Raw genomic sequence first — 14,164 nt, 5'->3', positions numbered from 1 at the left:
TCCCGCCTTATCAACCGCCCTGATACTCATGCTTCGACGTTGAAACCATCCCGTTTCCTATTTTTCTTTTGTTAGCAAACTATTGACACGTACAATGAACCGTTCACTGCCTAAATTTTTCGTATAACTGACAGGAATGTCGAATTCCTTACAGATATCCTTGGTTAAATTCATGGCATCGTGGCTAATGCTTTCCGTAAAAACAACCACCGCATTGCTTCGCTTAAGACGACTTTTAATCGTTGTCTTAGGCTCATCACCAGAACAAAAGATAAAGGTACCATCTCGACGTTCGACTTCTTTCTTGATTGTCGTCTGTAAATTTCGATTTCCTCCTCCGACCATCGTGACCGTTAAGTTTTGAAAAATTGGCCGAACTGCTCTTGTCGCTTCTTTAGGTTTCGTAGCGCTAGCTGATTTTCTTGTCTGTTTAGCAGGAGATTTTGATTCTACGGTCAGGGAGTCATCATAGTCAGAATATTTCCAGGCCACTCTCCCAAAGGTCTCGTTGTTTAGGTTATAGGCGTAATCGATGATGCTGTTTTCCGTAATTTTAAATAGCACGACATCCTTTTCTGACAGCAGGACTTGGGTGGCACTCTCTTCACTATCCTTCGTTTGATCTTTTATCTTAATATAAAACCGATTTAAATCCTTATGTTTAAACACAGGGGTACAAGTGACTTCTAACCGATTAAAGTCACTGGGTAAGGGGTCCGAATTTCGTTCTAGCAGCATAAACTCGTATCGAGGTTTTTTTCCAGGGATATCAAGAAGGTTAGCCTGAACCCAATCAAAGGGTTTTAATTCCATCTCTCTAATTACTCGTTCCGGCACGTAAGCTTCTTGAAAGGAACCGACATTTCCTCCTTTTAACTGACGCATTAATTGACCTCTAAACCACGTATTATCATTGCCAGACTCTTCTTTGTAAACTGTCTTCTTAGTTCTAATTACACTCTCTTTATGAACGTTTTTATCTTCATTTACATCTACTTGATTTGGCTCAAGTGAGACTTTTTCTGTTACGTCTGATTGATAGTCCATCTCATTAATCTGTTTCAACAATCGGATGTGCTGTTCCAAACTTTCAAGACTTGTTAGCAAGTTATCAGGTTTCATTTTTTCCAGTAATAACTTCATTTCTAGTTTTTCTAAGCCGATGATCGTGTCTTTTATTGACATCTGGTTATCCTCCTTTTAAGGTTTCCGATCCTACATGCTAGTTCAATCTGTCAGCTTCACCTACTCCACTTATTATAAAGCAATAAAATTGGAGACGCAACACGAGTAAACACCCCTTTCAAAGATTTTATCACTCTGAATAACTGGGTTTCTATCGGTTAAACATTGGGGTTTTATTGCTCTTTATTAAAAATCGTGGGTCAGCCCCCTACACTACATAGATACGTCCTTTTTTGCTCCCTCATTTTTTTTGATGGGTGATGTTGACAGAGTGCTTTTGTATTAAATTAAGCATAACAAAGTTTCCAAACATCTGATAGACTCCTTCACGAATAAATAAGAAATAAGTTACGATAATTTACAAGGCACTCGGGTGAAAATAGACGTGATATCAAATTCGTTCTTCTCACTTTTCGTGGTAGCTTCCTAAAAAGACGTGCTAAATATATACGTTAAGGTAAACTCACAAAAAATAAGGAAGCGTTGACATTCGTTTCTATTTGGTATATTATTACTGTGTTAGAAGGATAGTTATTATTAAGTTAAGCTAGACCTAAACAAATCCGTCAAGGGTTGTTTAGGTCTATTTTTGTCTAATAAAAGGAGCGGTTATTTTGAAAATTATTAAAGTGCTAAATAATAACGTGATCATTGCTCTTAATGAAGAGGCTGAAGAAGTTATCTTAATGGGCAATGGTTTAGGTTTTCAAATGAAAATTGACGCTCCCATTCGGACTGAAAAAATTGAAAAAGTCTTCAAATTAGAAAACAAAGTGGAACACGAACAAATCGAAAAGTTGTTTTCAGAAATACCAGAGGATATCATCCGGATTTCTTATGAAGTCATCAGCTTTGCCAAAAAAAAGCTGAACAAAGATTTAAAAGACTCCGCTTTTATTGCCATAGCGGATCATCTTCATTCTGCTATCCAGCGTGACAAAAAAGATTTACAAGTCAAAAACTTTTTACTGTGGGATATTAAGCGATTTTTCCCTGATGAGCTACGGATTGGTCAAAAAGCGATTGATATTGTCAATGACAAATTTAATGCGACGCTACCAGAAGATGAAGCCGGGTTTATTGCCTTGCATATCACCAATGCCAGCTTAGATAGCCGTTACGATGACGCAGTTAGCTTAACTCAGTTAATCGAAGAGATTCTGACGGTGATTAAATACACTTTACGCGTTAATTTTTCGGAAAATGATATATATTATCAACGGTTTATCACACACTTAAAATTTTTCTCGCAACGAGTGTTAACCAATCAGACTCATTCTGAGGAAGACACACAGGTTGAAAATGAATTATTTGAACTGGTCACAAAACAGTATCCTGAAGCCTTTGAAGTGACGAAAAAAGTGTCGGAGTTTTTAAAAATTCGGCGGAACTATCTTATTTCAAAAGATGAGCAAGTCTATATTACGATTCATTTGGCGAGGATTATTGATAAAACCAAAAATTAAGAGTTCTCTCTTAAAATATTAGTTTAGGAGAAAGGAGCAAGCAAACCTTCCTGTGGAAAGGACCGGATCGTGACATTAAGTTGGCGAAACCTTTAAATACACAAAACTATTTGGAGGTATTAACATGGGTAAATATGAAGAACTAGCAAAAAACATTGTCAAAGAAGTCGGCGGAAAAGAGAATGTCAATTCATTGACGAACTGCATCACACGCCTTCGGTTTAAACTGAAAGATGAAAGCAAAGCCAATACAGATGTGCTAAAAAACATGGATGGTGTGGTCACGGTCATGCAAGCTGGCGGCCAATACCAAGTCGTGATTGGCAATCATGTGCCTGACGTCAAAAAAGATGTGGACGCTGTTTTAGGTGTCTTAGAAGCACCGACTGAGTCTGGGCCAAAAGGCAATTTATTTGATCAATTTGTCGACATGATCTCCGCTATTTTCCAACCGATTTTAGCCCCACTATCAGCTGCTGGTATGTTAAAAGGGGTTAACGCTATTTTAATTTTTGCTTTAGGGTCGAGCTTTGCCGATTCATCCACTTCGGCGATCTTTAATGCCATGGGGGATGGCTTATTCAAGTTCTTACCGATCTTTATCGGTTACACAGCGATGAAAAAATTTGGTGGGTCACCTTTCCTGGGGATGTTAATCGCCTCAAGTTTAGTTTATCCAGGCTTTTTAGAAGGGGCGGCGACTGCTCAGTTTGCTGAAGCAGGCGGTCTGAACTTCTTTGGTATTCCATTCTCGATTCCGCCTGCTGGTTACGGTTCAACCGTTATGCCGATTATTGCAGCAGCTGCTTTTGCGGCCTTTTTAGAAAAGCAATTAAGAAAAGTTATTCCTGACGTGATTAAACTATTTATCGTGCCATTTATAACAGCACTTGTTACGATCCCTTTAACCTTCTTAGTGATTGGACCGATCATGAATACTGTTTCTGACGCTTTAGGAAATGGCTTGCTTTCGATTCAAAGTTTCAGTCCGATTTTATTTGGGGCTATTCTTGGGTTCTCTTGGCAAGTTCTGGTGATGTTCGGCCTTCACTGGGCGATTATTCCCTTCGCCATTATCGCTTTGTCTCAAGGTGATCCAACCTCATTATTAACCCCATCAGGTAGTGTCAGCTTTGCCCAAACTGGTGCGGTACTAGCAGTCATGTTAAAAACTAAAAATGCTAAATTAAAAGAATTATCGATCCCCGCCTTTATTTCTGGGATCTTCGGGGTCACTGAACCGGCTATTTACGGGATTACCTTACCTCGAAAAAAACCATTTTGGGCCTCTTGTATTGTCGGTGGTGTGACTGGGGCAATCGCCATGGGATTAGGGATGCAAGGGTATCAAATGGGTGGTTTAGGGATCTTCCGTTACCCGAGTTCGATCTCACCAGATGGTGATGTTAAGTTTGCGATTTACGCCATGATTTTAGATGCTTGTGCCCTTGTTGCCGGCTTTGCTGTTGCCTATGCCCTTGGGTTTAAAGACGACGAACCAACCATTACCATGTCTAAAGAAGACGCTAAATTGGCGGCAACGGGGCACAGTAAAAAATTATCAAAAGAAGAAATCTTTTCACCAATTGAAGGTAAGGTATTACCCTTAAGTGAAGCGAAAGATGGGGCCTTTGCTGACGGCATTATGGGGAAAGGCGTAGTGATTGAACCTGCTAACGGTGAGGTTGTAGCGCCCTTCGACGGAACGGTCATGACCCTCTTCCCAACCTACCATGCCATTGGCTTGATTTCAGAGAACGGTGCAGAAGTCCTCATCCATATTGGGATTGATACGGTTCAACTTGAAGGAAAAGGCTTTGAAGCCTTCGTTAAACAGGGGGACACCGTGAAAAAAGGACAAAAGTTAGTTCAATTTGATATTGAGACCATCACAAGCGAAGGGTACAGCACACAAGTGCCAATTATTATTACCAATACGCCTGACTTTGCTGATGTGATTCCCACTTCCAAACCAACCATTAAACGGAATGAGTTATTTATTACCACGATTATTGCAGATTAAGTACCTATAAGAAAAGGAGTAGATAAACATGAGTTTTCCAAAAGGATTTTTATGGGGCGGCGCAACAGCTGCCAACCAATGCGAAGGGGCTTGGGATGTCGATGGCAAAGGGGATTCAATCAGCGATCACAATCGAGCTGGTAGCCGTACCTCAGGCACTCATCGCGCCTTTGATTTAGAAATTGATACGGATAACTATTATTACCCAAGTCACACGGCCATTGATTTTTATCATCACTACAAAGAAGATATTGCCCTGTTTGCTGAGATGGGCTATAAAACCTATCGGATGTCGATTAACTGGACTCGAATTTTTCCAAAGGGGGACGAAACGACCCCTAACGAAGCTGGCTTAAAATTTTACGATGATGTGTTTGACGAATGTGCCAAATATGGAATCGAACCGTTGGTCACCATTTCTCATTTTGAGTTGCCCTTTCATTTAGGCAAAGAATATGATGGCTTCTTAGATAAACGAGTGATTGGGTTTTACGAGAATTATGCTGTGACCTTATTCGAGCGCTACAAAGATAAGGTAAAGTATTGGTTAACCTTTAACGAGATTAACTTTGGGACACTGCCACATGGGTTACGTATTAACGGCTTATTTAATCGCGAATACACGGAGTCAGAGCAATATCAAGCACTCCATAATGTCTTTTTGGCCTCTGCTCGTGCGGTTATTGCTGGCCACAAAATTAATCCAGAGTTTAAGATTGGCTGTATGTTAGCCTACATTACGATGTATCCGAAAACCTGTAAACCTGAGGATGTGCTAAAAACACAACAAATGAACGACAGGCTGAACTTTTTCTGTGGGGACGTTCAAGCAAAAGGCAAATACCCTTACTATATGAAACGTTACTTTGAACAAAATGATGTTCATGTTGAGATTACACCAGAAGACAAAGCCTTGTTACAAGAAGGAACAGTGGATTATTATACTTTTAGCTACTACATGACCACTTGTATTGCGGCTGATTTAGATCAGCGTGATGATAAATCAGGAGGTAATCTCTTTGGCGGCGTCTCTAATGAATATTTAGAAACAAGTGATTGGGGTTGGCAAATTGATCCCGTGGGCTTACGCTTCACATTAAATCAACTCTACTCTCGTTATGAATTGCCATTAATGGTTGTTGAAAACGGCTTGGGAGCTTTCGATGAGTTCACAGCAGATGGTACCATTGACGATGATTACCGGATTGATTACTTCAAGCAACATATTGTTGAAATGGGGAAGGCCATCGATGATGGGGTTGATTTAATTGGCTACACACCTTGGGGCTGTATTGATTTAATCAGTGCAGGAACGGGAGAAATGAGCAAACGTTACGGATTTATTTATGTCGACCGTGACGATGAAGGGAATGGCTCACTAAAACGTTACCCGAAAAAATCCTTTTATTGGTATAAAAAGGTCATTGAAAGTAATGGGGAAGAGTTATAGGGCGATATACGATTCATCGAGATAAAGATAGGGCTGTCACAACCTTTAATTAATGAAGGTTGTGACAGCCTTTTTTTCTCATTTTTTGTTCTTTTTTTTTAAAGCCCTAACTGACCCTTTTTTCGGCTATTTTTAAGAAACTGAATTTCGCCTCTTTTTCAAATCCCCGTCATTTCAACGATTCTAGCTCCTTGCGTAATTTTCATGAAAAGTCACACAACGAAAACGGGTGACTTAGGCCCTTTGACAACATCAGACCATTATGTTAAGAATAGAGTATCACTCAAAGGGAACATCTTTCGAATCATTTTTTAAAGTTGGGGACGCCTCATTAACAAGAGGTCCGAGGTTACTTTGAAACCAGTCCTAATACGCCTTCCAATTGAGTTAAATAACTATTTTGTTCATTGGCACCCAAAAATTGTATCGCTACTGTTGACGTTGCTCTCGCTTCTAAAAGACCCTATAAAAAAGCTTAGAAATGCGGTTATATCAATCCTTTTAGCCATTTACCGATGGCTGATCAAACGTCAACTGATTCCAGACATGACCATCAAATAAAGCTAGGGTTAGCATAACGTTTTGCTTAATAAGAATAGCAACAGAGTATCTTAGCCATTTCACACGAGATACACTCAATTGTTTCAAATAACAATTATAAGCATTTAGCTAATAAAAATGTATCGCTACTGTTGACGTTGCTTCCGCTTCTAAAAGGCCCTAGAAAAAAGGGTTAAAACACAGTTATATCAACCCATTCAGCCATTTATTGATGACCGATTGAACGTCAACTGATTCCAGACATGACCATCAAATAAAGCTAGGGTTAGCATAACATTTTGCTTAATAAGAATAGCAGCAGAGTATCTTAGCCACTTCACACGAGACACAATCAGTTGTTTCAAATAACAATTTTTAGCCTTTATCTAATAAAAATGTATCGCTACTGTTGACGTTCCACCTGCTCCTAAACGACTCTAGAAAAAAGGGTTAAAATACGGTTATACCAACCCATTTAGCCATTTGTCGATGGCTGATCGAACGTCAACTGATTCCGGACATGACCACCAAATAAAGCAAGGGATAGCATAACAACCACGACTGATTACTAGGGCTACTTCAAAGGAAGCAATCCTGAATCCCCCAATTGCTCTAAATAACAAATTTATTGACGAATAAAATAAATTTGTATCGCTACTGTTGACGTTGCTTCCGCTTCTAAAAGCACTTACGAAAAAGCTCGAAAACGTATTTGCAACAGTATTTCCCATCATTTAGCGATGGCCGACTGAACGTCAACTGATTCCGGACATGACCAACAAATAAAGCAAGAGATAAAATAACACTATCATTCAACTGTCTAATCGACTTCACAAGACTCAAACCTGATTATACCACCTGCGCTAAATAGGAGCTTCATTCATTAAGCAAAAAGAATTACATCCTTACTGTTAGCCCTCCTTCGCCTTTAAAATCCCCTTATATCCAACTTATTCACCATTACTCAACAAAAAGACCGACGCCTATCGCAACAACAATCCCGACTCACCTTTCCTCTTAATAAACTATTGAATCCTCATAATAGGAAAAGCTGAACAAGACGTTGCCGTTGTTCTTATTGCTTTAGCAAGGGACTTCGAAGTCAACCCTGAAAGAAAAATCGCAAAAGAGTTAAGGTCGAAACTTAGCCTAGGCCTGCCTCGTGATGCTGGATCCAAACTACGATATAGAAAAGGGGTTATCCTTCCCTAGAAAGCAAAAAAGGCTTCCACCACAGCTTTATCTCACGCCGCAGTAGAAGCCTTTATCCGTTTTTATTTTATGTCATAATGAGCATGGCAACCGCTAAAATGACTAAGTTCACAAGCCCTAAAACAGCGATTGGCTTGACGATAAATTTAGTCCAGGTCCCATAAGATACTTTCCCAATTTCTAAACCACCCATCACCACTCCGGAAGTTGGGGTAATTAAATTAACTAAACCGCAGGCCGCACAAAAGATGATGATCATCACATCTGCACTCAGCCCAATACTATGAGCAAGGCCTCCCATAACGGGGATTGACACATAAGCCAAACCTGATGTCGATGGGATGAGAAAGGATAAAAAGAGATACAGCGCAAAAGACCCAATTACAAATAAGAAGGGGGATAACCCTTGCAAGGCATTAGCCGATTTATCCAAGATAAAAATGTCCAAGTTGGTTACAGACATTAACACTGAGACTCCCCTAGCAACCACAATGATCAGCACAACTGACAAAATATCCTTTGCCCCATCAATGAATTGAGTGACAATTTCCCCTTCAGAGAAGCCATGAACTAAGGCGATAATGACTGATAAAATGAAGAACCACATAGCCAGGTCCCCAAAATACCAATCACCAAAGTTTTCACCCGTTAAAATCCCCGTCCACCCATCAAAAAGATGAATGTTAAAAGAATTCCATGGAATTAATGACACGATCATGATGACGAAGCAAAAAGCGAACATACTCAAAATGACTTTATGTTTTTTAGTAAATTCAATGGTATGGTCTTGATCTTGAGCAAAGGATTTTTCCATCTCTGCTTGTTCTTGAAGGGATAAAATTGTCGAGCCTTTATCTCTCTTGACTTTTTTAGCATACCTCATGACAACATAAATCGCCACAGCCAAGTTGGCTAACCAAACAACAAAACCTAAGCCTAAAATAACCCCTGTATTGGGCTCTACATCGATTCCCTTTAACGCATCCATAGCAACTCCCGTGGCAAAAGGATTAACGGTTGAACCGATCACCCCTACACCAGCCCCTAACATAATTGTCGCAACCGATACTAGGCTATCAAAACCAGCCGCCACCATGGCAACCCCTAACAAGGCATAAAAAGGAATGGTTTCTTCCGCCATACCATAAGTCGAACCACCAATTGAAAACAAGATCATCAAAATTGGAATGATCGTTAACTCATTCCCTTTTAATTTTTTGACAATCGTCTGAATCCCTGCTTCTAAAGCCCCCGTTTTAGTGACAATGTTTAAAAAACCTCCAAGTACTAAGATAAACACACAAATATCAATCGCATCTCGGAAGCCATTAAACGGCGACATCACTAAGTCAGAAAGTCTCGCCCCAACCACACGGTCGACAAGCTCTGTCCCGCCTGGCGGAATGGTGGGGGTAAAGGTTTGTCCTGCAAGTAACCATGAGACGATCGTTAACGCAATTAAAATAATAAAAAGAATACTAAAAGACGTGATGCTTTTTTTCTTGTTTTTTTCTTTCTTCATATTCGATTCTCCTATGATTTTACTCATACTCTGCTTTTCTTTGTCCAACAACCTCTTAATCTAACGTGATAAAGGTTCCACTTAGCCCGTTATCAAGGTTCCCAATGTTTTCTAAGGAGGTAATAATTCCTTGCCCTCCATCACACGCCTTAACAAATTCAATCATCGCCTCGACCTTAGGCAACATGCTCCCTGGCGAAAATTGCTTGTCTTTGATATATTCATCAAGATTGGCCACCGTCACTCGGCCTAAATCAATTTGATTTGATTGCCCATAATTAATGGCTACATGGGTCACACTAGTTAAAATAATAAACATGTCCGCTGCAACCAATTCCGCAATCTTTTCTGAGGCAAGGTCTTTGTCAATTACCGCTTCTACTCCCCGATAACTCTCAGCCAAGATTGGAACGCCTCCACCGCCACCAGCAATGGTAATAATATTGTTTTCAATCAGGGTGTTAATCACCTGATGTTCTTGAATCGTCAGCGGTTTCGGACTAGGGACAACCTTGCGCCAGCCACGGCCAGCGTCTTCTCGATAAACACTATCGGTTTCAACCATCATTAGCTTCGCTTCGCTTTCAGAAAAGAAGGGACCAATTGGTTTGGCTGGATGGTCAAATGCTGGGTCGTCTTCACTCACAATGACTTGGGTCAACACCGTGGCAACCGGTTGATCGATGCCTTCATTTTCCAATTCTTTAAGTAAGGCATTTTGCAACCAGTAGCCCAAGCTCCCTTGGGTCATGGCTACGCAGGTATCCAATGGCATGGCCGGATTGCTCTCCGTCGCCCCTTCTTGTTGCTGAATTAACAGGTTGCCGACTTGAGGGCCATTGCCATGAGTGATGATTAACTGATTTCCTTGTTTGATTAATGTCACTAAGTGCTTGGCTGTTTTAGCAAGCGCCGCTTGTTGCGCTTCGGCACTGGCATCTTTCGATAAAATGGCATTGCCACCTAAGGCAACGACAATTCGTTTATTTTTCATATGACACTCCTTTCAAGTAATGCAAAAGTAGCCACCTAAGCGATCAGGCAGACTACTTTTGCCACCATGTTCGTTCCTAGCTAAACTCGGGGAATAAATAAGTTCCCTAGAGTTGCGGCCATAATCGCTTTAATTGAGTGCATGCGGTTTTCCGCTTCCTCAAAGTGTCGGCCATACTGGCTGCGGAACACTTCATCAGTGATTTCCATTTCTGTTAATCCGTATACTTTTTCAACCATTTCGCCATATTCTGTTTTGGTATCATGAAAAGCTGGTAAGCAGTGTAGCACGATCAACTCTCCTTCTTGATTGCCAGTGAGCTTAATCATCTCCATATTTATTTGATAAGGGGTCAACAAGTTGATTCTTTCTTTAAACTTGTCTTCTTCGCCCATGGACACCCAAACATCTGTGTAAAGCACATTGGCCTCCTTGACACCCGCCGCCACATCATCTGTAATTAGGATTTTGCTCCCAGAATTTTCGGCATATTCTTTGGCTAAGTCAACGATGTTCTTTCTCGGAAATAGCCCCTTAGGTGTACAAATCGTAACGTTAACGCCTAGGATTGCCCCCGTCACTAATAAACTGTTGGCCACGTTATTCCGGCCATCCCCTACATAAACCAGGGTAATCCCCTTTAAGCGGTTAAAATTCTCTTTGATTGTCATAAAATCTGCAATCATTTGAGTGGGGTGCCACTGATCAGTTAAGCCATTCCAAACGGGCACACCGGCATATTGAGCTAATTCTTCCACCACTTGTTGACTAAAACCACGAAATTCAATGCCGTCAAACATACTACCTAGGACAATGGCCGTATCTTCCACCGATTCTTTTTTCCCTAATTGGATATCTTGTTGACCTAAAAACTCTGGATGGGCACCTAATTCAATAGCCGCCACCGTAAAAGCTGAGCGGGTTCTAGTAGAATTTTTTTCAAACAGCAAGGCGATATTTTGACCTTCTAAATAACGGTGAGGGATGCCGGCTTTTTTCAATTTTTTTAAATGAAGGGAAAAATCGATTAAGTAATTAAGTTCCTCTTGACTGAACTCTTTTTCCGCCAAAAAACTTCTACCTTGAAATACTCCTTTTGTCATTGTCTCGACCTCTTTCTATTTTTTTAAATTTCTTCTCGATAAATCGGCATACTCATACAGCGAGGGCCGCCACGACCACGCACGAGTTCACTTCCTGGTATTTCGTGAACCTTGATGCCAGCTTCTCTTAGTTTTTTATTGGTCACCGTGTTGCGATTGTATACAACCACTTCACCTGGGGCGATGGTCAATGTGTTAGTGCCGTCATTCCATTGTTCTCTGGCAGCATCTGTGATGTTACCCCCAGCGCAAGGAATTAACTGAACATTGTCCAATTTCAAATAGCTGGCAAGAAGATTTTCAAGACTCTCACGTTCTTCTGTCACGCTAATATCATCGCCAGCTTGCGTGATAGTGTAGACTTTAAGGTTGGTTTCAATCTCTGGGTGAATTGTAAATTTATCATGATCGATCATCGTGAAGACCGTGTCTAAATGCATAAATTTTCGTTCTTTACCAATGTCAATCCCTAACACACGGTTGAATCCTTGATCACTTGCAAAAATAGTTCGGGACAATCTTTTAATTGATTCCAAGTCGGTCCGTTGGGAGATGCCAATGGCTAGGACTTCTTTTGATAAGACCAAAATATCGCCACCTTCAATACTCGTTGCTTGATCACGCCCGTATAGCATCGGGACATCTTCTTTAAAGCGAGGGTGGTACGTAAAAATATAGTTGCCATAAATGGTTTCTCGTCGCCTGGTTGTCGCGTACATGCGATTGATTGACACGCCACTGCCAATCGTCGCAAATGGGTCTCGAGTAAAATATAAATTGGGCATCGGGTCAATGGCAAAGGGATAGTCATTCTCAAACTTAACCCCTGCCAGTGATGTCAGTTCTTCTCGGCGAACGCCTTCGATCGTTTTGTCGATTAACTCCCGATTAGTTGGTAATTTTTCTAGCAATTGACGAATTTCATTTGTTTCTTCAATGGTTTCAATATTAGCTTCACTTAAGTACTCGTCGATAAACGCTTCTTTGATAAGGTTATCTGTCAGTGCTTCCGTCGCTAAATCCTCCAAATAAAGAACCTCAATCCCCTTTTCTTCTAAGACCTCTTTAAACTGGTCATGTTCTTTCTGTGCGTCGGCTAAAAAAGGAATATCATCAAACAGTAATCTGTCCAAATGGTCTGGCATCAAATTTTCCAGCTCTTTACCTGGACGATGTACGACAACTGTTTTCAAGGGGCCGATCTCTGAATAAACATTAATTGGCTTACTCATTAAGTTTACCTCCTGTATTTTCTTTCAGTGGGAACTTTCAACAATCATTTTTAACCGCTTCTCTCGCAAATTAATGAAAGAATCAGGCAGCTTTGTCTGCTGGGAAATTTCCTGCCTGTTCTGATTAAGAAAGTTTGATAACGAATTTGGAGCTTCTCATTCTGCCGTCTAAAAAATAACGTAACAAACATATCCAATAAGGCCTTATTCAACTAGGCAAAACTGAAAAATCATCGCTTACTTTCGCGAAAAGTAGTCACCACGACGCTCTCAGCATGCTCACAACACGAAGTTCAGCTACGACATAACTAGTGGCAACACAAAAAAAACGGCATCAGACTCACTGTCTAATGCCGTTTTACAATAGTAAATAGAGCGTTCTCACTCTCTAGCAGCTTACACCTCTTTTATCGATACAAAAATAAGCCTCTGCTTCTTTCTATAAAACACAAAAAAAGTCCTAGAAAAAAACGCTTAAGTTAGGTACAATAAACAAAGCTAGTGGTTTACTGCTAGCTATTGGCAACTTGATTTTACAGTGACTGCTGTTTAACCGAGACTCCGTTTTGTGATGTCCAGTCCCAAAACGGAGTGCCATAAAGTTTATTTAATTGTCGTAGTTATGACTTCATCGTCATTGTATAAGTTACGGAAAGCGGTGTCAATATCTTTTTTTTTAAATAACAAAAGTTATAGGAGCTCATCCAGTGTTTTTTAATACTGGGGAGCTCTTCTCTTGTATTGCACGACTGACGCCAAAACAATGCACCTTTACGAATTAAAATTCTAAATTTTTAGTTATTATTGCATATATATTCTTAAGCTTTTTACGGCTTTTCTATCTTCAGCAGCGTCTCTCTCAAAATTCTTTTGAAAGCCATCATAACATAGAAAAACAACACAATTCCCCAAACAAGAATTGTGCTGTTTTTTTTAGACTATAGGAAAGTATATAACTTTCTCTATAGTCTAATTTTTCAGTTATCAGATTTCTAAAACTGAAGACGTGTTGCTTAAAATACTATCTGGCTCTTAACGTTACTCCGTTAGTTCCTTTTGAAGCACCGCTAGTTCTTCTAAAGTAAGCTTGGTTAGCTCCTGAATCTCTTTCAATTCATACCCTTTAATCAATAATCCCTTCGCAATAGCTGTGCGTTCTTGCTTTTGGCCTTGTGCAATCCCTTCTTTTATCCCATCATGCCGACTACTGGAAAGTTGCGCCTTTAGAATGTCTTGTTGTTTTTGCATTTGTTCAACCATTTCTCTTTCACTCCTTCTTAAATTGTGATAGTCAGCTTTTCTCTGCATTTCCAATTTGAACCTCTCATGACTAAAGTCACAAGATTCTTGGGAAAAAAGCATACTTGATAGCGTATTTCTTTACTATCAGCGGTGTCTTTTATTTACCAAGCTATCCCCGCAGTTCCTACGGTTATT

Annotated in this window: 9 protein-coding genes; 3 read left to right on the top strand and 6 right to left on the bottom strand. The window is 40.2% G+C overall.

Translation table 11 applies throughout. The annotated features are described in order from the left end of the window. Window positions 1-57: 57 nt before the first annotated feature. The gene (locus I6N95_RS17915; protein WP_209530572.1) at window positions 58-1,185 is read right to left on the bottom strand and encodes a DUF2325 domain-containing protein; all 1,128 of its coding nucleotides are present in this window, start codon (window positions 1,183-1,185) and stop codon (window positions 58-60) included. A gap of 614 nt (window positions 1,186-1,799) precedes the next feature. On the opposite strand from I6N95_RS17915, the gene licT reads away from it, so the two are divergent. The 3 genes from licT to I6N95_RS17900 all read left to right on the top strand — a co-directional run bounded on the left by licT (window position 1,800) and on the right by I6N95_RS17900 (window position 6,124). Next, window positions 1,800-2,651 carry a BglG family transcription antiterminator LicT gene (gene licT / locus I6N95_RS17910; RefSeq protein WP_209530571.1) on the top strand — a complete coding sequence of 284 codons (852 nt, stop codon included), beginning with the start codon at window positions 1,800-1,802 and terminating at the stop codon, window positions 2,649-2,651. A 124-nt stretch (window positions 2,652-2,775) separates the two neighbouring features. Continuing rightward, window positions 2,776-4,674 (top strand): beta-glucoside-specific PTS transporter subunit IIABC, encoded by a 1,899-nt coding sequence (locus I6N95_RS17905; protein WP_209530569.1) that lies wholly within the window; start codon window positions 2,776-2,778, stop codon window positions 4,672-4,674. A gap of 28 nt (window positions 4,675-4,702) precedes the next feature. Further along, window positions 4,703-6,124 carry a glycoside hydrolase family 1 protein gene (locus I6N95_RS17900; RefSeq protein ID WP_209530568.1) on the top strand — a complete coding sequence of 474 codons (1,422 nt, stop codon included), beginning with the start codon at window positions 4,703-4,705 and terminating at the stop codon, window positions 6,122-6,124. 1,819 nt (window positions 6,125-7,943) lie between these two features. Here the strand turns inward: I6N95_RS17900 and I6N95_RS17895 are convergent. From I6N95_RS17895 to I6N95_RS17875, 5 genes are all read right to left on the bottom strand, one after another. Next, complete coding sequence (locus I6N95_RS17895; RefSeq protein WP_209530566.1) at window positions 7,944-9,398, bottom strand: YfcC family protein; 1,455 nt, start codon at window positions 9,396-9,398, stop codon at window positions 7,944-7,946. A gap of 55 nt (window positions 9,399-9,453) precedes the next feature. Next, window positions 9,454-10,392 (bottom strand): carbamate kinase, encoded by a 939-nt coding sequence (gene arcC, locus I6N95_RS17890; RefSeq protein ID WP_209530564.1) that lies wholly within the window; start codon window positions 10,390-10,392, stop codon window positions 9,454-9,456. 80 nt (window positions 10,393-10,472) lie between these two features. After that, on the bottom strand, window positions 10,473-11,495 hold the full coding sequence (argF, locus tag I6N95_RS17885) for an ornithine carbamoyltransferase (RefSeq protein ID WP_209530562.1): 1,023 nt from the start codon (window positions 11,493-11,495) through the stop codon (window positions 10,473-10,475). A 23-nt stretch (window positions 11,496-11,518) separates the two neighbouring features. Next, window positions 11,519-12,727, bottom strand: a complete 1,209-nt coding sequence (gene arcA / locus I6N95_RS17880; protein WP_209530560.1) for an arginine deiminase — start codon at window positions 12,725-12,727, stop codon at window positions 11,519-11,521. Window positions 12,728-13,765: 1,038 nt separating this feature from the next. After that, the gene (locus I6N95_RS17875) at window positions 13,766-13,987 is read right to left on the bottom strand and encodes a hypothetical protein (protein WP_209530558.1); all 222 of its coding nucleotides are present in this window, start codon (window positions 13,985-13,987) and stop codon (window positions 13,766-13,768) included. Between the last annotated feature and the right edge of the window lie 177 nt (window positions 13,988-14,164).

Origin of the sequence: Vagococcus allomyrinae, from assembly GCF_017829975.1 — a bacterium.
In the GTDB taxonomy this organism is placed as follows: Bacteria; Bacillota; Bacilli; order Lactobacillales; family Vagococcaceae; genus Vagococcus_D; species Vagococcus_D allomyrinae.
This window is presented reverse-complemented; position numbering and strand designations above follow the sequence as displayed.